Here is a 20,101-nt window from a genome sequence, read left to right on the forward strand (position 1 = left end):
TCCTACCATTCTGCAACGCTGCCATCCGCATGACGCCACAAGGGATTACGCCAGTCAGGGGCACGCAGGCTGGCCTCTTTCACACGCTCTTCATCAATTTCCACGCCCAGGCCCGGTTTCGGCAAGGCTGCAATATAGCCATCTGTAATGCGCAAATCTTCGCGGTTGATGACGTAATCAAGCAACTCTGCATCCTTGTTGTAATGGATGCCCATGCTTTGTTCTTGCAAGACGGCGTTATGGGCGACAAAATCAAGTTGCAGGCAGGCGGCAAGGGCAATCGGCCCCAGCGGGCAATGCGGTGCAAGGGCAATGTCATAAGCTTCTGCCATCGCGGCAATTTTATGGCATTCGGAAATACCACCGGCATGAGACAGGTCAGGCTGAACAATGGCGATGCCACCTTCCTGAAACACGCGCTTGAATTCAAAGCGCGAATACATACGCTCGCCTGCTGCCAGTGGTATTGAAGTACTTTCTGCCAGGCGCGGATAATATTCGGCCTGTTCTGCCAGCACCGGCTCCTCAACAAACAGAGGACGATACGGTTCCAGAGCACGCAACAAGACCTTGGCCATGGGTGCAGCCACACGACCATGAAAATCAATGCCGAATTCGATCTGGCTACCAAATGCTTCGCGAATCTCGGCAATACGGCCCACCGCAGCATCGACTGCCGCAGCACTGTCTATGATGCCGAATTCTTCCGTACCATTCATCTTGAAGGTATCAAAGCCCGCTTCGCGCAGCCGGCGGATATCCGCGATCACGTCAGCAGGACGGTCACCGCCCACCCAGCTGTAGGTCTTCATGCGATCACGCACCAGGCCACCCAGCAATTGATATACCGGCACACCCAGGGCTTTACCCTTGATATCCCATAAAGCCTGATCAATACCAGCCATGGCGCTCATGAGAATGGCACCACCACGATAAAAGCCACCACGGTACATGACTTGCCATAGGTCGTTGATGCGGGCCGGGTCTTGCCCTATCAGGTAAGGTGCAAATTCCTGTACGGCTGTTTCTACCGTACGGGCCCGTCCTTCAATGACAGGCTCGCCCCAACCGACGATACCCTCATCGGTTTCTATCTTCAGCAACATCCACCTTGGAGGAACACGGTAAGTAGTCAGTTTTGTTATTTTCATGACGCAATGGTTTGGCAAGTGAAGTCATGAGTGTAGATGGGCACTCATGATAAGAAATATGAATTAACTAGCCCAAAGTATATGAATTTGGAATAGCGACGAACATGGCTATACAAAGAAAAGCAAAGGTCATCCGCTTTCGATGAATCCGTTTTTCTTACCAGGTGGGATTACCCGAACGCGTTGCGGATGACGAATTCATCTTCAGTCCTGTAATTTTCAGCGTATAGGCGGGCGATGCAGGCAGGTTTTGCGGCATTTGTAGCCTCAAACCGGCCTGATCATGTACGAATGCCAGATTTTCTACCTTGCCCAGCAAGCTGGTCTGGCTTATTTTTCCTGACACGGTCGCTGTGGATAATGGTGCAATCAACAACTCTGCACCAGGTTTTGCACCGATGATGATGGCGTACAGGTTGCCCTCTTTTACGGTGAAACGGATATGCGGGCCTGCCTCATTGCGGCCACCACCTGTGCCAAAGCTGGTCCAGCTATGTGTACCGTAAATCGCTTCGCCATTCACCGCAAGCCATTGACCAATGCCAAGCAAGGTATCTTGCTGTTCCTGCGGAGTGCTGCCATCTGCCCTGGGCGAAATATTCAACAGCAAGGTACCATTTTTACTGACTGTGTCGGCCAGTTTGGCAATGATGCTGGCAGGACTGGCGATCTTCATGCCTTCGGTATAGCCCCAGGTGCTGCCTATGGGCTCATCTACCTGCCAGGCACCAGGACGAATGCCGGAAGGTGATCTTTCTCCGATTTTTTCAAAATCGATGATGGAAGCGATCGTCTCGGTATTTTGATTGCTTGGCGAATACGCTGCTTTTTTAGTGCTCAGGGAAACTTCTTTCCCCCACTGACTGGCGCGATTGTAATAATAGGCTGCGATCTGCAATTTCAGCGGATCAAGATAACGTTGGTCAACACCATTATCAAACCACAGCATGTCTGGCTGATATTTATCTATCAGCTCCACATTGCGCAGATACCAGTCCACCAGAAATTTCTTGCATGCCTCGTCACTACGGTCTGCGACGTTATAAAAGTCAGCCCATTCAGGATCATACAGATCAGCTTTTTTCGCTTTCAGCCTGGCTGCCAGGTCAGCAGGCGGATTGATAAACTGAAAATTCTCTATTCCATGATTGGAAACCCCGAACTTCAAGCCCTGCGCACGCACAGATTTGGCCAATTCACCGATCAGGTCACGGCCAGGTCCCATCTGTTTGGCATTGAAACGCGTGACGGCGCTATCCCACATGGCAAAATTATCATGGTGCTGGGCACTGGGAATCACAAACCTGGCACCCGATTTTTTGAGCAGGCTTGCCCATTCGTCAGGATCAAATTTCTCCTGCCTGAACATGGGGATAAAATCCTTGTAGCCAAATTTTTCCTGATCACCAAAATGCGTGGCATGCCATTGCCTGTCAGCGCCATACATATGTTTTTCATACCACTCATTATGATGCGCCGGAACAGAATACAGCCCCCAGTGCATAAAAATGCCAAACTTCGCTTCATTGAACCAGGCAGGCACCTGATAATTTTTCTTCAGCGAATCCCAGTTGGCCTGGAACGGCCCCGGCACCTTGCTGGCTGACAGTGCGGCAACGGCTGCCTGCACCACTTCCAGCCTGGTTTCCGGTGCCATATCATAGCCCTGAGAATTGCCACCGGATGCATATTGATCCGGTACTCTTGCCGATACAGGCGAGGCAGATATTGCCGTAACCATCAAGGAAAAAATCAGCAAAAACCTGTTTTGACGACGTAAAACACGATGAGTGGGCATAGGAACGTGGTAGGGAATGACTCAATAGATAAGGATCGCCTGCTGCCAGTATCGGATGAAGATCAAGCATTGATCGTCAATCCGACACTGATCAATGCCTGCCACTGCAGATAAGCGCTTTCGTTTTACAAACTCTCTCGTGCAACCTGTTTGCGCTGGGTATCTGCCAGACCACTACAGTCTTTTACTGAAAATTCTTTCACATCCTGCAGACTGAAACCTGGCGAGCCTGCTTGCTGAGGGAAATTCACCTGACCAAAATAAGCGCGGTTCACGTCATGCAAAACAAAGGCAGGCCGACTGTCGGGTTGCTTGCAAGTGATATCCACGTGATGCAAGTCCAGATTCTTGACATGGCGCGCAAACAAGCCATGTGCAGGGCTCAGGCCAAACATGCTGGGCTCAGGATAGCTACCGGCATTTTCCGGTGGATTGGCAAGTACTTTACTGATGTCACCACCACCCTGATGCACAACATGCACATTGCTGATGCGCACATCTTCTATTGGGTAGCCAGGCACACCACTGATAATGGATGCGTAACGCGAATCGGCACCCGATACCACGATATTACTGATATTGATGCGTCGTATGGCACCGGTTACTGCACCATCAGGTGCGCGCAAACGGCTGCCCAGCCGAATGAACAGCGGCGGATTGGTTAAATCACGCATGGCCAGGTTGCTGACGGCAATATCTTCAATGACGGCACCGTCAACACTCTCGATGGCCAGGCCACGACAACGCTCGAACACGCAGTTGGAGATTGTTATATTGCGAAAGCCACCGTTTGACTCAGTACCCAGCTTGATGCGGCCAGCAACCCCCTCCTTGTCTGGCGCAAATTCCTGCTTGCGCTGGAAACTGCCATCCAGGAAGGTACCCAAATCAAAACCGGACACCTGGCAATTAGTGATACTGATGTTTTCAGTAAAGCGCTTATACCCCAGCGCAAACGAACTTTTGAGACAAATCGCATCATCATTCGGAGAATTGATGCTGCAATTGGAAATATGAACATTGCGACAACAGTCAATATCAAACCCATCCCTGTCCGTATCCACTTTCAGGTTATCTATGGTCATATTGTCGGTGCCGGTCGCCAGCAAGGCAAAGTGACCGCCATTAAAAATACTGATGTCGCGCAAAATGACATTTTTACAGTTTTTCAAGGCAATCGCCTTGTTGCCTTTGCCTATCATATCGGCACCGTAAGGCTTGCCGCTACCACGCTCGCCGTGCGGATCACTATCACCCAGGCTGGAAGGCATGTCGCCAGGTTTGGGTACACGACGTGGCCCCGGCCCCGCGTGAGTCAGGCCAGCACCATAGATAAGACCGGTACCCAGAATGGAAACATGCTCCAGGTTTTCACCCCAGATCAGGCTGTTATGCCAGTGACTATGGCCAAAATCCTGATAGGCATCCCACTCATTCGGTTCTGCTGCATCGTAACTGCCACCATGCTTTGCCGGATCAGCCGCAATCAGTGTGGCGCCAGCATCCAGATACAGGCTGACATGGCTTTGCAGGCGAATGGAAAAACTCAGGTATTTACCCGCAGGGAAAAACACTGTTCCGCCCCCTGCTGCTGCCGCTGCGGCAATGGCACGGTTAATGGCATCGGTATCTGTCTTTTTACCGTCGCCGCCAGCACCGTAAGCCCTGACATTGAAATTACCAGCAAGATTCGCATTTGAAGCTGATTTTTTTTGTGCCATCGCTGGCAGTGCGTACACGGGTAGCGTAGCGACCACAGCGCCCGTACCAAACATGCGCAAAAAGCCGCGTCGCAATGGCGATGATGTCTGCTTATTCAATCTTTTGTCTCCGGCTGATCTTTTTAAAATAGATTTTTCATGGCATTTTTTCTTTTTATCCATGCAAATTATCATTCGAGATTACCATTAAAAAACAAACGAACGTCCAGTCAGAATGTTCAACTTGATGATTAATATTGAGCAAAGCGAGACTGATTTTGCCTGAATGCGCAAAACCAATCGTGCGAAGAACAGTTAATTAACTGCTTATATTCAATTGGTTGACAGGAAAATACAAATATCCTGCCATTGCTCAGAAACGTGATTACATGAAGCAAACCAGCTCAGTTTTGTTGACATGCCCCTTCCTGAAATTGATACTCAAAATAATAAGCTGCATTTCAAGATAGTAATCAAGATAGTAATGCGGCCATAAAAATAGAGACATCTCACACTAAGCCGTATCAAATCAAGCTTCCATGCCAGATGGCCATGGCTCATTGCCAAGTGTGGGCATTCATCTACTCATTCCCAATTCTTTGTTTGACTATTCGTCAGAAGGAAAATGATGAACTCAGTAGTACGATCCGGATTGACCATGTTGGCATTGACGTGCAGCGTAAGCTTGGCACAGGCACAAAATACTGCACCGTCACAGAATTCGCCGCAAAGCCCGCCCGTCACTGGCGATGCCCTGATGGACAGCTTCGGGCTGACCAGTACCAACAAGGTACAGACCAATAGTACGGTTGCCCCACCAAATGCCAACCCCAAAGTGATTCCGCTCAAGGGTGACACCAGCTTCCTGATGTCAGCCTTTCCTTCTACATCACAAAACAAGCTCAGCCTGTTTACTTCTTACGACGGCACCAGCTTTGCACCGCTGGCTTCTGAAGCGTATACACCGCCACAAGGCCTGCTGCGTGATCCTTCCATTTTGCATGCAGATGATGGTTATTATTATGTGATTTACACTACCGGCTGGGCTGGCGATACGTTTGGCGTTGCCAAAAGCAGCGACCTGCGCCATTGGCAGCATGTACGTGACGTGCACCTGCAATTGCCGGATGCGAATGCCAAAATCAGCAATGTTTGGGCACCTGAATGGTTCACCGACAGTGATGGCACTGTCCACATTGTCGTGTCCATATCCACACAGGGAACCAAGGGGCCCTTTGGTGCCTACGTGCTGCATGCGCTGGACAAAACGTATGCCAATTTCTCGCCAGCCCAGGCCATGGCAGGTCTGCAAAATAATTACATTGATACTTTCCCCATCAAGGATGGGTCACGCTATGTGGTTTTCACTAAAAATGAAACCAGCAAGTACATAGAAATGGCGACCGCCCCTGCCCTTGCTGGTCCATGGAAAGTGGAAAAAACGGGTGACTGGGCAGGCTGGGGCAAGCCTTCGGAAGGTCAGGCCCTGGTCAAGCTGAAAAATGGCGGCTGGCGCATTTACTTTGACGACTATACGACTAAGCATTACTGGTATTCCGACAGCAAGGACAATTTCAAGACCTGGACAGCCAAGCAGGAACTGGGGGGTGTATCGGGTGCGGTACGCCACTTCACTGTCATCAGTGAACCTACCAAAGTCCTGGAGCAGGCGATTGCCGCAAAATCGCCAGCGAAAAAGATCACCTGGGATAAACACTCGCTAATGATAGACGGCAAAAGGGAAATGATCTGGGCCGGTGAATTTCACCCTTTCCGCTTACCCAATCCCTCACTGTGGCGTGATGTCATACAGAAAATGAAAGCCACCGGGCTCAACACGGTAGCCATCTACTTTGACTGGGGTTATCACTCGTCACGCCCGAATCAATATGATTTTTCCAGCATACGCAATGTAGAACTGGCGATAGAAATGGCAGAACAGGAAGGCATGTATGTCATTGCCCGCCCCGGCCCCTATGTGAATGCTGAACTGACACTGGGCGGTTTCCCTGGTTATCTGGCCAGGCAAAAAGCGATTGCCCGTACTGATGCTGCTGAATATATGCAGTCAGCAGATGAATGGCTGACTCAGATTGACGCGATTATCGCGCGCCATCAAATCACCAATGGTGGTGGCACTGTCATTGCCTATCAGCTGGAAAACGAATTATCCAATACCTCGGATACGCACAAGCGCTACATGCAGCACCTGGCAGACAAAGCCAGGGCAGATGGCATCAGCGTGCCGCTGTTCCACAATTCTGCCGGTCGTCTGCCGAACTGGACGCCGCCCAATTCCAGCGCGCCCTATGCAGTCCCTGGCCCCACCGATTTGTACAGTTTTGACGGTTACCCCGGTGGTGGCTGTACCAATACCAAAGAAATTGGCAAACCAAATGTCGTGCCCAACTGGGGCATGTATGGTGAAATTCCTGCCAATACAGGAACCGGGCCAGTCAAGATTGGCGCCCTCGCCTCGCCAAATACACCAGGCTTTGCAGCAGAAATGGGCGGCGGCTGGTTTGATTTCTGGGGCAGCGTCGGCACCTATGACTGCACCGCGCAACGCACCGGATCGAATTATGTGCGCACGTTCTACGGTGCCAATTTGATCAATGGCATTTCCATCCATTCCGTCTACATGATGTATGGTGGCACATCCTGGGGCTGGCTGCCTGCGCAGGTTGTATATACGTCCTACGATTATGGAGCAGCCATCGACGAAGGCCGTGGCTTGCGTGAAAAAGCCCTGACACTGAAGCAGATGGGGCATTTTGTAGAAGCCGCAAAATCTGTGTTGAGCGCCATGGATAAAGGCGAGGCAATCACCACCTCCAATCCTGCTGTCAGGCTGTATCACAATATCAGTCCGGTGAATGGCTCGCACCTGATTTTCGCCATCCATACCAAGACCGATTCAACCACAGAAGAATTGTTCAGCTTCAAGCTCACCACACGCGATGGCAGCTATCAGATCCCGCAGGCAGGTACTTTGCGTATCAAGGACCAGAACGTCAAACTGCTGTTGTCTGACTATGCAATGGAGCGTCAGCATCTGGTCTACACCACATCCGACACCCAGACCCACCTGCAGCAGGATGAACGCGATATCGCCTTGCTGTACGGCCGCAAGGGCGAAGATGGCGAAACCGTATTGCGTTATCAATCAGCGCCAAAGGTCGAAGTACTGGAAGGTGCAACCAATGCGGTGTTTGATCAAAAAACGGGCGATCTGCGATTGAATTATGTACACAAGGATTTGATACGCGTACGCATCAGTGGTGGTGGCAAAGCAGATTTACTGTTGTTGCTTGCAGACGATGAAACCGGTCGCAATTTCTGGCGCCAGGAAACCGCACACGGCCCCGTCCTTGAGCGTTCGCCAGCACTGGTGCGCCAGGCCAATGTGCAAGGCAACACCCTGCACCTGAGTGGCGATACGCACGAAAGCAGTAAGCTGGACATATGGGCACCTAAAGCCGTCACACAAATCACCTGGAATACTGCCGCCATCACCAGCAACAAAAATGCCGATGGCAGCTTGTCGACTGAGCCCCTGGCTGGCCCTGCTGACATTGTTTTACCAAAACTGATGCAACAGACATGGATGCGTCGCATGGATTCGCCAGAGGCTGCCAAAGTTTTTGACGACAGCAAATGGCGCAAGACTGACCTGACCACCACGGCTGCCACCGTGAAGACCACGCCTCCTGCTGGCCAACCCATACTCAGCATGAGCGATTATGGCTTTCACCATGGCGATGTCTGGTACCGTGGCAACTTCAAGATTTTGGCCGGAAAACCACTGCCTGAACAATTGGAAATCAGTTATGGTGGTGGTGGCGCAGGCTTCATGCAACTGTGGCTGGATGGTGTCTACATCGGTGAAAATGAAATGCCAACCGGAAAACCCAAGCCAGATAACTGGGGCACAGCCAACTTCAAGCTGCCCGCCGAAGCATTGCATGCAGGCGAACATGTACTGTCGGTCATGGTCAGAAATAATTCCCACAACTGGGATCTGGCGGCGGATGACGAACATAAAGTCGCACGTGGCTTGATCAGTGCGTCGCTGACGCATGACATCAAAGAGAAATTTGCTACACCTATCAACTGGAAAATCCAGGGCAATAAAGGTGGTGAAGAAATCGCCGATCTGGTGCGCGGACCTTTGAATAACGGTGGTCTGTATGGCGAACGTGCAGGCTGGTATTTGCCGGTCAGCAGTAAGGCCGAGTCCAAACCGGACAACGGTGGCTGGGAAAAAGCCAGTCCAGATGCGGCGCCACCAGCGGCTGGTACGTATTGGTTACGTACCAATTTCACCCTGGATATGCCGGCAGGTCATGACGTGCAACTGGGTCTGGCCATAGGTGATACCAGCCAGCCACGTTCTGACCGCAGAAACCGTGTCCTGATTTTCGTCAATGGCTGGAATATGGGAAATTTCATTTCTCATATAGGTCCGCAGCGTCTATTCATCCTGCCACCAGGCATATTGAATCCGAATGGTGAAAATACGCTTACATTGGCCGTCAGTACCGACGGCAAGGCTGCGAATGCGCTGGAACCGCTGGAATTGGTCAAGATACGTACCGCCCGTGGCGGTGCGCCGCTGGAGCTGGTACCAAGCCCTTCCAACCTGCAACGCTGATGACAAACGGAAAATCTGCACCTATGAAAATCCATCATGTATTGACCGGCGCTCTGGTATTCGCCAGCCTGGCTGGTGTTTGCAGCAGTCAGGTGCAGGCCGAAGCGACCACTGCCGCTGTTAAAGCAAAAGCCATAAGCCTTGCCAACGCATCGCCGCGCGGCAAGCAAATGGAAAAACTGGATCGCGGTGTCGTCGCCATCAATACCGGCAAAAGCAATTTCATCAGCTGGCGTCTGCTGGGAACCGATCCTGACAATATCAGTTTCAACATTTATCGCGGGCAGGACAAATTAAACCGCGTACCCCAGCGTGAAACCAATTTCACCGATGATGCAGGCACAACCGCCAGCAGCTACACCATACGCCCGGTCATTGACGGTGCCGAATTACTGGCAGATGCCCCAAAAAGCACGTGGAATAATTTATACAAAACCATACCGGTACAAAAACCTGCTGATGGTGTCACGCCGAATGGATCTGCCTATAGCTATGTACTGAACGATGGCTCAGCCGCTGACCTCGATGGCGACGGTGAATACGAACTCATCGTCAAATGGCAACCGACCAACGCCAAGGATAATTCCCAGGCTGGCTACACCGGCAATACCTACGTAGATGCCTACAAGCTTGATGGAAAACTGTTGTGGCGCATTGATCTGGGAAAAAACATCCGCGCCGGAGCACATTACACCACCTTCCTGGCGTATGACTTTGATGGCGATGGCAAGGCAGAAGTCATGATGAAAACTGCGGATGGCACCGTAGATGGCAAAGGTAAAGTCATAGGCAATGCTGCTGCCGATTATCGTAACGATAAAGGTTATATTTTATCTGGCCCTGAATATCTGACTGTCTTCAACGGCATGACGGGTGCCGCCATGGCCAGCACAAACTATATCCCGACACGTGGTGATGTCGCAGCCTGGGGGGATGCCTATGGCAACCGGGTGGACCGCTTTCTTGGCACGGTGGCGTTTCTGGATGGAGAACGTCCAAGCGCTGTCTTTTCGCGCGGCTATTACACCCGCGCAGTCATTGCAGCCTGGGACTGGCGCGATGGAAAACTCACCAGCCGCTGGACATTTGACAGCGATATCGAAGGCGGCCCGGTCAATCACCAGGGCGCACACTGGATGTCGGTCGCCGACGTGGACGGCGATGGCAAGGACGATCTCATTTATGGCGCTGCTACGGTAGGCAGCAACGGCAAAATGCTGTACAGCACGGGCCTGTGCCACGGTGATGCCCTGCATGTAGGCAAGCTTGACCCCAATCGCCCGGGGCAACAAATTTATATGGTGCATGAAACACCAAGTTGTTATGGCCCGCATGGTCTGGAAATGCATGATGCCGCTACCGGAAAAATAATCTGGAGCGTAGATGGCAAAGGTGCCGATGTTGGCCGTGGCGTCTGCATGGACATAGACCCGGCTTACCCTGGTGAAGAATGCTGGGGATCAGTCGGTGGCCTGATAAGTGCTGGCGGTGTGGAGATTTCACCTCAGCACCCGCGACGCGTCAACTTTGCTATCTGGTGGGATGGTGAGTTATTGCGTGAATCGCTGGACGGTACCCTGATAGAAAAATGGAACCCCAAAGCCTTCGCCTTCGAGCGTTTGCTGAATGGTGCAACCTATAATGCAGCATCCAATAATGGCACCAAATCCACCCCTGTGCTGTCGGCTGACTTGTTTGGTGACTGGCGCGAAGAAGTCGTCTGGCGCAATAATGACAGCACTGCCCTGCTGGTATTCAGTACCACCATACCGACAGTGCACCGCATCACCAGCCTGATGCACAACCCACAATACAGAATGCAGGTGGCAGGACAAAATGCCGGTTACAACCAGCCACCTCACCCAAGTTTTTATCTGGGCGATGGCATGACTTTGACCAAACCAGAGCTTATTTATACACCTTGATATCTCCTGAAGCTTCATGATCATCAGTAATGCAAAACAAGTACCGCTAATAAGTACCGCAAGTAAGTACTGCTATAACCAGACATGCAAAGTAACGAACAATGTTTAAATTAACGCGTCGCAGCTTCATCAAAACAACGGCAGCTACTGCGCTTGTCGGTCACATCCCTTCCCTACAGGCGCAGAATCTGTCTACGGGTGAAACAGGCGCGATGGTAAAAGCAAATGAATTCATACGTCTGAACTGGCTGGAAGGCAAAACCCCGCAAGTATTGACGGGTGCGACAGTAGGCGTACCCTGGCCACGCGGCAAGATCAGCAAAAGCCAGCAGTTTCAACTGATCAATCAGGACGGCAAAGACTTGCCTACCCAAAGCTGGCCATTGGCATACTGGCCCGATGGTACCTTGAAGTGGACTGCACATGCGGTAGCCGCCGGCGTCAGCCTGGGTTCAGAATTGCAGGTCAAACCTGTAGCAAAAACTGCCCCGCCATCTGAAAACATCGTCAGTGTCAAACAAAGCAAAGACGGGTATCTGATAGATACCGGCGTGATAGTATGTGATGTCGCCGCTCATGGGGCGCAGTTTATCCGCAGCGTGCAGCGTGATGGCAAAGATATCATGCGCAATGGCCACCTGGTCGTCATCACCGACGATCAGCCGGATGGTGAAAGTGGCACTACCCGTCAGCAAAATTACATCAGCAATATCAGCCAGGTCAGCCTTGAACAACATGGCCCGGTACGTGCGGTGCTGAAGGTGGAAGGCATGCACAAGGATGCCAAACGGGCCTGGCTGCCTTTCGTGGTCAGGCTGTATTTCTATGCAGGCGCGGATACCATACGCGTCATGCACAGCTTTGTTTATGATGGAGACGAACAACGCGATTTCTTGCGTGGCATAGGCTTGCGTTTCGATGTCGCCATGCGTGATGCCCTACATGACAGGCATGTGCGCTTTGCCGGTGAAAATGCCGGCTTGTGGGCAGAAGGTGTGCGTAATATGACCGGCCTGCGCCGTGACCCCGGCCCGGCAGTACGCAATGCCCAACTGGCAGGGCTTGCCTGCCCACCACTGTCACAGTTCCCTGATGTGATACAACGCCTGATCCATCTGGTACCGGCATGGGGTGACTACACCCTGTCACAACAATCGGCAGACGGTTTCAAGATACGCAAACGTACCAAATCCGGTTATGGCTGGGTAGAAGCCGCCTGGGGACACAGGTCACCTGGCACCGGCTATATAGGTAGCATCAGTGGCGGCGTTGCTTTTGGCTTGCGCGATTTCTGGCAGCGCCACCCTACCCAGCTGGATATCCGTCAGGCGCATACCGACACCGCCCAGGTCACCGTCTGGATGTGGTCCCCGGATGCCCCGGCCATGGACCTGCGCTTTTATCATGATGGCATGGGTATGGAAACCCATGATCAGGAACGCGAAGGCCTGGAGATCACCTACGAAGATTACGAAAAAGGATTTGGCAGCCCCATGGGTGTAGCCCGCAGCAGCGAAATCACCTTATGGATATGCGCCGCCACCCCTTCGAGGGAAAAGTTGGTGCAGTTTGCTGACGCCATACAGACACCGTCACAACTGGTAGCGAAGCCCAGTCATTTCCTGGCGACTGGCGTGTTCGGCGGACTGTGGAGCTTGCCAGATCGCTCGCATCCGGTAAAAGCAGCGCTTGAAGACCAGCTCGATTTCCGTTTTAATTTTTACAAGGAACAGGTTGAACAGCGCCACTGGTATGGTTTCTGGGATTATGGTGACATCCGCCATACCTATGATCTGGACCGGCATGAATGGCGTTATGACGTCGGCGGTTTTGCCTGGGATAATTCCGAACTATCCCCCGACCTTTGGCTGTGGTATTCCTTCCTGCGTACCGGACGGGCAGACATCTTCCGTTTTGCCGAAGCCATGGTCAGACATACCAGCGAAGTTGATACCCATCACCTGGGTCAGTTTGCCGGTCTGGGTTCACGCCACAATGTACAGCACTGGGGTTGCAGTGCAAAGCAGTTGCGCATCAGTGCAGCCGTCTATCGCCGCTTTTATTACTACCTGACAGCAGATGAACGCATAGGCGACATCATGCATTCACTGATAGATGCCGACAAAAAACTGGAGAGCACAGACCCGGCGCGCAAACTAAAACCCAGGGAAGACATCAGTAATATCAAGGCACATGCCGGTTTCGGCACAGACTGGGGTTCACTCGCCGGTAACTGGCTGACCGAATGGGAACGCAGCGGTGACGTCAGATACCGTGACAAGATATTGACCGGCATGCGTGACATTGCCGGCATGCCACACGGCTTCTTCAATGGCAACAGCTTTGCCTATGATGCCGATACCAGCCACCTGATCAATGTCTTTGGTAACCGCGCATCAGCCAGCCATTTGAATGCTGTCTTTGGTGCGGTAGAAATTTTTGCCGAACTGGTGACCTTGACCGACGAACCCAGGTTTGTACAGGCATGGCTACAGTATTGTGAACTCTTCAATGCTGGCAAACAGGAACAGATCAATGCACTGGGTATGCCACATGGTGCGGGCAATGCCTTGCGTAACGGCCACTCCAGACTCACTGCCTACGTCGCCTGGAAAAACAAAAATCCCGCATTGGCACAGCGCGCCTGGCGCGAGTTTTTTGGTAACCGTGGCGTACCTGGCCCGTTGCTGAAAACCACACGCGTTCAGGGGGTGAACAGCCTCAATCCCTTTGATGAAGTGCCATGGATCAGTACCAATGACACAGCGCAGTGGGGCCTGGCTGCAATACAGAATCTGGCACTCATCGGTGAGTATATTCCCTCGATGGCGGACCTGAAGAAAATGGATGCCACCGACAATGATTAGAACTCATTTCATCAATAGGGATGAGTGCGAGCAAGGCGATTCGGGATGCAGTGCAAGGCGTGTCGCGTAGCTAAGGCTGGTGCCTTAGCAAGCGTGGTGTCACAACCTCGCACTGCAATGCGCCCGAATTGCCCGCTCCCGAAGGGTTTGCCTCATAACGTGTGCTGGACTGCAAGGTGTGAACAATTCGACTCGTTGTCAATAGACCCGCTATTGACTGCCTCGTCCGCCTTGCCAGCCCACGTTATGAGACAAACGCATCTCACCCCTATTGATGAAATGAGTTCTAAACAAACGGTACGCATCCATCTTTTGACAACAAACTGATACAAAGCAAGTTGAACCACCCGGACATTTTTGCGTCATAGTGTTGGCAATTTCATTCATTGGTGTACAACTAAACCTAAATCATGACAACACACCGCAAAAAAATGTACAGAAAAACTGTAACGCAATTTGTCTGCCAGGGTGGCAAGACCACACGCAATCTGGTATTGGGTGCATTGATCACAGATATCTTTTGCATGGGGCAAACAGCTTACGCCCAAACCCCGGACAAGCCAGTTGCTCCGGCTACACCCATTACACCCACAGCGCCTGCAACAGCACCAGCCAAAGCAACGACTCCCACCACGCCAGCCAAGCCTGTAGAAACCAAGCCGGAAGAGACCGACAGCAAGACAGGTACAGTCGGCAAAGCCGAGACAAAACCTGCTGCATCTGATACTCCAGCCAATGGTAGCGGCGAGCCACCTTCCGTGACCGTGCAGGGAGAACGTCCCAGCAACCGTATTGATCGTCAGGTATATGACGTTAAAGCGGATGTAGCCAGCACCAACGGTACCGCCGCCGATGCACTCAATAATATCCCCTCTGTATCAGTTGACCCTGATGGCACTGTCAGCCTGCGCGGCAGCACCAAAGTACAAATCCTGATCGATGGCAAACCGTCCGCCATGATGCAGGGCGACAACCGTGGCGCATCGCTGAATGCCATGCCGTCGCACGACATTGAATCAATAGAGGTGATCAATAATCCCGGCGCGCAGTTTGGTAACGAAGGCGGTGGCGGGCCTATTCTCAACCTGGTCATGCGACGCAATCGTCAGCCCGGTGGTTTCGGTGTCGTCAATGCCAATGCCGGATCAGCAGGTCGCTACAACAGTGCCGTATCCGGCAGTTACCATGAAGGTCCGTTTGGTATACAGGGGGGCATCAACTTCCGCCACGATGGCAGAAATTCTGTAGGTGATTCGGTCCGCACCCTGACTAATCCTGATCAGCACAGCACTCAGACATCCAGTTCTGCGGGTCTGAATAATTCTTCTGGCATCAATGCTGCTATCACGTACAACGTCGGCACCAAGGACACGCTGGCTGCCAATTTTTCCTATGCCAGACGCAACAATGACAACAAATCATCAGATCATTACCTGAACTTTGGCCAAATCAATAATGACTATGTGCGCTCTACACAGCGCGGTGGCGAAAGCACCAACTACAGTTGGGGTGGGCGCTATGACCACAAGGGTGATATCAACGGCGAAATCATGCGGGTGGACTTGCGCGTTTCAGGGTCGGACAATGCCAGCTCCAATGCATATTCCAACGTGTATGCGATCAATCCCGCCTCTTTTCCCGATGTACACAGCAAACAAAACAATGCCAACAACATCAAAATCGTTGATTTTACCGGTGACTATGAACGTCCCGATGATCAGGGTCTGTTGAAAATGGGCTACAAAATAGCCAACAACAAAAGCGAATTTGATACCAGTTTTTTTAATATTGACCCATTCAGTAACGTCGCTACCTTGAATCCGTTACGAACCAATAGCTACAATCTTGATGAAGCCAATATTGCCCTGTACGGATCGTATCAATTGCGCCTGAATGAAAAATGGGGTGTACTGGCAGGTTTGAGAACAGAGTATACGCATATCGACATCCAGCAATTGACGCAAGGTATAGAAGCGACCAATCATTACATTAACTATATTCCCAGCTTCTTTGCCAGTTACAAGGCCAGTGACGATACCACCATACGTTTCAGCTATGCCCATCGCATCCGTCGCGCGAATGCCAATGAGCTCAATCCTTTCGTCGTCTATCGCGATGATTTCAATGAATCCAGTGGCAATCCAAAATTGAAGCCAGCACAGACAGATTCTTTTGAACTGGCGTATGAAACCAGGGTAATCGGGCTGGATATGAATATCCGTGGCTACTATCGCACAGAAAGCGACAGTATTTTGACTCGCCAAATTCCCATCAGCAGCACTGTAGTACGGACAACGCTGGAAAATGGTGGCGGCAATCATTCCAGCGGCATCGAGTTCACGCTCAGCGGCAAGCTAACGCCCAAGCTTTCCATCAATACTAGCGGCAACCTCTTGTTTATCGAACAAAAAATTCTGACTACAAGCGGCCCAAGAATCTTGAATGCTGTCGGTCAGGAAATCCTGACTACAAGTGGCCAGGAAATCACACGCAAGGCATCATCCTTAAGCTTGCGTGGGCGCTTCAATTACCAGTTGACCGAACAGGATCAGTTACAAATAAGCCTGAATGCGCAAGGAAAAACCCTGTCTGGCGAAGGCTATCGCCAACCCAATTCCACCGCCAATTTCAGCCTGCGCCACACGATTACACCTAGCCTGAATCTGGTTTTGAACGTCACTGACGTATTTAATTCAAACAAAACGGAAACCATCGTCGATACCGATACACTTAAAGAACGCAATACACGGCGCTATGATGGCCGCCTGATCTATATAGGTCTGTCGTATCGCTTTGGTGGCGTTACGCCGAGTGGCGCTGGGAACAACCGCCAGGAAATGCGCCGCCCTCCACCCGGACAATCCTGATACAACTTTGCGGCAACACAGCAATCTACGGCCTGCCGATTCCTGTCGCCAGGTCGTTTTCATTTGATGCCGATTTAATGTCGATTTGACGTCAATTTGATGTCAATCACCGCTTTGATTGTTTTCCTGGGTGACACACTTTGCTACATGGCTGCCCTAAAATGCGTGAATAATTTACAGGTATTTTTATTGCCACATCCATTTCCTGATCTCCATGAAAAAATTGCCGACTTCCAGCCTGTTTGTTTTCCTTGCTAGCATTGCCTTCAGCAATACGCTCCATGCACAGACATATTCGTTTGATTTCAGTGCCAAACCAGGGGCAAAGTCCACTACAGTGAAAGCGAATGCCGTGTATTCGGCAGAAGCTGGATATGGCTTTGAAAACGGCGCCCAGGTCACGGCAACAAGCAATGGTGTCAGCAGTACCAAACCCTTCCTGTTTTCCGTTGCTGTGCCAGAAGGTAATTATCGCGTCAAACTCACGCTGGGTGACGCCGATGAGGCCTCTGAAACCACGGTCAAGGCCGAAACCCGTCGCCTGATGCTGGAAAAAGCCCAAACAAAAAAAGGTGAACGCATAGAAAGAAGTTTCGTCGTCAACGTACGTCGCCCAGGCATTGCTGGTGGTGGCGAAGTCAAACTGAAGCCACGCGAAACCGGCGAAGAGCAATTTACCTGGGACGATAAGCTGACGCTGGAATTCAATGGCCCACGCCCTAGCCTGGATGCCATCGATATCGAGCGCATAGACAATCTGCCTACCCTGTATTTGCTGGGCGACTCTACCGTCACCGATCAGCCTGGCGAACCTTACGCCAGTTGGGGGCAGATGCTGCCACGTTTCTTTTCATCAGATGTCAGTGTCGCCAATTATGCGCAATCCGGCGAATCCCTGGCTTCGTCCAAATCAGCACGCCGGCTGGATAAAGTACTGAGCCTGGTCAAACCTTACGATTATGTGTTCATACAATTTGGGCACAATGACATGAAGGCAGTGGATGTAGCTACCTACAAGAATAATCTGAAAATATACACGGCAGCCCTGGCTGAAAAGCGAGCACAAGTGATACTGGTCACCCAGGTGCAACGCCGTACGTTTGAAGGTGGGACCATCATCAATTCACACAAGGGCTATCCGGATGCGGTACGTGAAGTGGCCAAAGAAGAAGGCTTGCCACTGATTGACCTGCATGCCATGAGCAAGGTTTTTTATGAAGCGCTGGGACCAGAAAAATCCTTGCTGGCATTTAAACCGGGCGACGGCACCCATCATAATGCTTATGGAGCTTATGAACTGGCGAAGTGTATTGTGGAGGGTGTACGGCAAGCCAAGTTACCACTTGCAAAATCCATCCTCGCCGATGTCGGCAGTTTTGATCCGGCCAAACCTGATGCGCTGGAGTCATTCTCCATCCCGGCCAGCCCCGCCATGGTCAGCATCAAAAAGCCTGACGGCAGCTAATTCTACGTTGAACCATATCGATATGTTTGCTACTACATTGTCTGCACAGAGGTTTTCATGATCATTACCAAATCATTTTTCTTATCCTGGCGCAAAGCCGCACAGTTTTTGCTCTTCTTTGCTGTTGCAGGTTCGGCCTCAGCGCAAGCTACCAAGGAAGATGACAGACCGGTGGTAGACGAAAGCAAGCAGGCATCGGCCAAGCATGCGGTTGATCCGAAACTGCCCTCTTTCTTTATCGTCGGCGATTCCACTGCCCGCAGTGACGCCCCCATGCGTGGCTGGGCCGATGAAATTGCCCCCTATTTTGATTTGAGCAAGATCAATGTCATCAACCGTGCCATAGGTGGCCGCAGCAGCCGCACCTACATACAGGAAGGTCGCTGGGATAAAGTATTGAGTGAAATGAAAGCTGGCGATTTTGTGCTGGTGCAATTTGGGCATAATGATGTTGGGCCGCTGGATATCAAAGGCAAGTTTCGCGGCAGCATACGCAGCGCCGGTGAAGAAACTGAAAACATCACCAAGCCTGATGGCAGTATTGAAGTCGTGCACAGCTATGGCTGGTATTTGAAGAAATACATACAAGATGCCAAAGCCAAAGGCATTTCTGTCATTCTTGCCACGCCAGTGCCACATAAAGAATGGGCCAACGATTTTGCCGAACATCGCAAGCTGGCAAATGCTGTTGCCAGGGAAACGCAAGTCCCCCTGATTGATGTCACCGCCATCACCGGCAAGACTTATGATGTCCTGGGCAAGGAAAAAGTGGACACCCTGTTCAGCGATCAGCGCACCCACACCAATATTGCCGGCGCCAGGATCAATGCTGAATCGGTCGTGGCTGGCATCAAGGGTTTATCCAACAATGGGTTGAACAATTATCTGTCGCTCAAAGCTGGCGTCATTTCGCCGCAGGCAGACTAAAGCATTTTCTGACGCAATTCACTCACTAGAAAACACATCATGAAACGTTTATTTTTGTCTGCCCTTCTGGTCACGTCTTTCTGTAACGCACAGGTCAGTTCCGCACCAGTACCACCCAAACAGGCAACCACGCTTGCCAGCGATCAGAATTACAGCCCAAGAATCAATTACCAGACCTATTTCAATGACTATATAACGCTTAGAAAAAATCGGCCAGCCGACCTGATTTTCATCGGCGACTCCATTACCGAGCAATGGCGTTGGGGTGCAGGTTCACCGGTATGGAAGCAACATTTTGAAGAACGCGCCATCGACTTTGGACTGGGGGCAGACAAGACACAACATACCATCTGGCGTCTGGAAAACATCGATTTATCCGCCTTCAGCCCGAAAGCAGCAGTAATACTGATAGGTACCAATAATGTGAACGATACGCCGGAAGAGATAAGCGATGGCGTCAAGGCAGTGATTACCGCTACCCAGAAAAAATTCTCTGGCATCAAAGTCGTCTTGCTGAGTATTTTGCCGAACGCCCGCGCCACCGAAAAAATGGCGACAGTGAACGGCTTGCTGGCACCATTGGCAGACCAGAAAAACATTTTCTACCTGAACCTGGCAGAAAAATTTCCGGCTGTGGGCGATAACTGGAAAGGTTTAAGCAAAGACAAACTGCATCTGTCTGCAGAAGGTTATGAAGTATGGGCAAGCGAGCTGGAAGCAATTCTGCCTGTCGTACTATCCAAGTAA

General features: G+C 51.3%; 10 protein-coding genes. 7 read left to right on the forward strand and 3 right to left on the reverse strand.

The window, feature by feature from the left end:
- Nucleotides 1–2: 2 nt before the first annotated feature.
- From dgoD to H8L32_RS07030, 3 genes are all read right to left on the reverse strand, one after another.
- Nucleotides 3–1,151: a galactonate dehydratase gene (gene dgoD, locus H8L32_RS07020; RefSeq protein WP_186946460.1), complete on the reverse strand. Its 1,149-nt coding sequence runs from the start codon at nt 1,149–1,151 to the stop codon at nt 3–5.
- A gap of 157 nt (nt 1,152–1,308) precedes the next feature.
- A complete protein-coding gene (locus H8L32_RS07025) occupies nt 1,309–2,949 on the reverse strand; it encodes an alpha-L-fucosidase (RefSeq protein ID WP_186946461.1) in 1,641 nt (546 codons plus the stop codon).
- Nucleotides 2,950–3,074: 125 nt separating this feature from the next.
- Nucleotides 3,075–4,769, reverse strand: coding sequence for a rhamnogalacturonidase (locus tag H8L32_RS07030; RefSeq protein WP_222619260.1), 1,695 nt, complete (start codon nt 4,767–4,769; stop codon nt 3,075–3,077).
- A 508-nt stretch (nt 4,770–5,277) separates the two neighbouring features.
- Between H8L32_RS07030 and H8L32_RS07035 the strand changes: the two genes are divergently transcribed.
- From H8L32_RS07035 to H8L32_RS07065, 7 genes are all read left to right on the forward strand, one after another.
- Nucleotides 5,278–9,303 carry a beta-galactosidase gene (locus tag H8L32_RS07035; protein WP_222619262.1) on the forward strand — a complete coding sequence of 1,342 codons (4,026 nt, stop codon included), beginning with the start codon at nt 5,278–5,280 and terminating at the stop codon, nt 9,301–9,303.
- 23 nt (nt 9,304–9,326) lie between these two features.
- Complete coding sequence (locus H8L32_RS07040) at nt 9,327–11,228, forward strand: rhamnogalacturonan lyase (RefSeq protein ID WP_186946462.1); 1,902 nt, start codon at nt 9,327–9,329, stop codon at nt 11,226–11,228.
- Nucleotides 11,229–11,329: 101 nt separating this feature from the next.
- A complete protein-coding gene (locus tag H8L32_RS07045) occupies nt 11,330–14,095 on the forward strand; it encodes an exo-rhamnogalacturonan lyase family protein (RefSeq protein ID WP_186946463.1) in 2,766 nt (921 codons plus the stop codon).
- A gap of 431 nt (nt 14,096–14,526) precedes the next feature.
- Nucleotides 14,527–16,962, forward strand: a complete 2,436-nt coding sequence (locus H8L32_RS07050; protein ID WP_230412105.1) for a TonB-dependent receptor domain-containing protein — start codon at nt 14,527–14,529, stop codon at nt 16,960–16,962.
- A gap of 214 nt (nt 16,963–17,176) precedes the next feature.
- Nucleotides 17,177–18,427 (forward strand): rhamnogalacturonan acetylesterase, encoded by a 1,251-nt coding sequence (locus H8L32_RS07055; protein WP_186946464.1) that lies wholly within the window; start codon nt 17,177–17,179, stop codon nt 18,425–18,427.
- Nucleotides 18,428–18,484: 57 nt separating this feature from the next.
- Nucleotides 18,485–19,354 carry a rhamnogalacturonan acetylesterase gene (locus H8L32_RS07060; protein ID WP_186946465.1) on the forward strand — a complete coding sequence of 290 codons (870 nt, stop codon included), beginning with the start codon at nt 18,485–18,487 and terminating at the stop codon, nt 19,352–19,354.
- A 39-nt stretch (nt 19,355–19,393) separates the two neighbouring features.
- Nucleotides 19,394–20,101 (forward strand): GDSL-type esterase/lipase family protein, encoded by a 708-nt coding sequence (locus H8L32_RS07065; protein WP_186946466.1) that lies wholly within the window; start codon nt 19,394–19,396, stop codon nt 20,099–20,101.

Source organism: Undibacterium hunanense (assembly GCF_014284335.1).
GTDB lineage: Bacteria > Pseudomonadota > Gammaproteobacteria > Burkholderiales > Burkholderiaceae_D > Undibacterium > Undibacterium hunanense.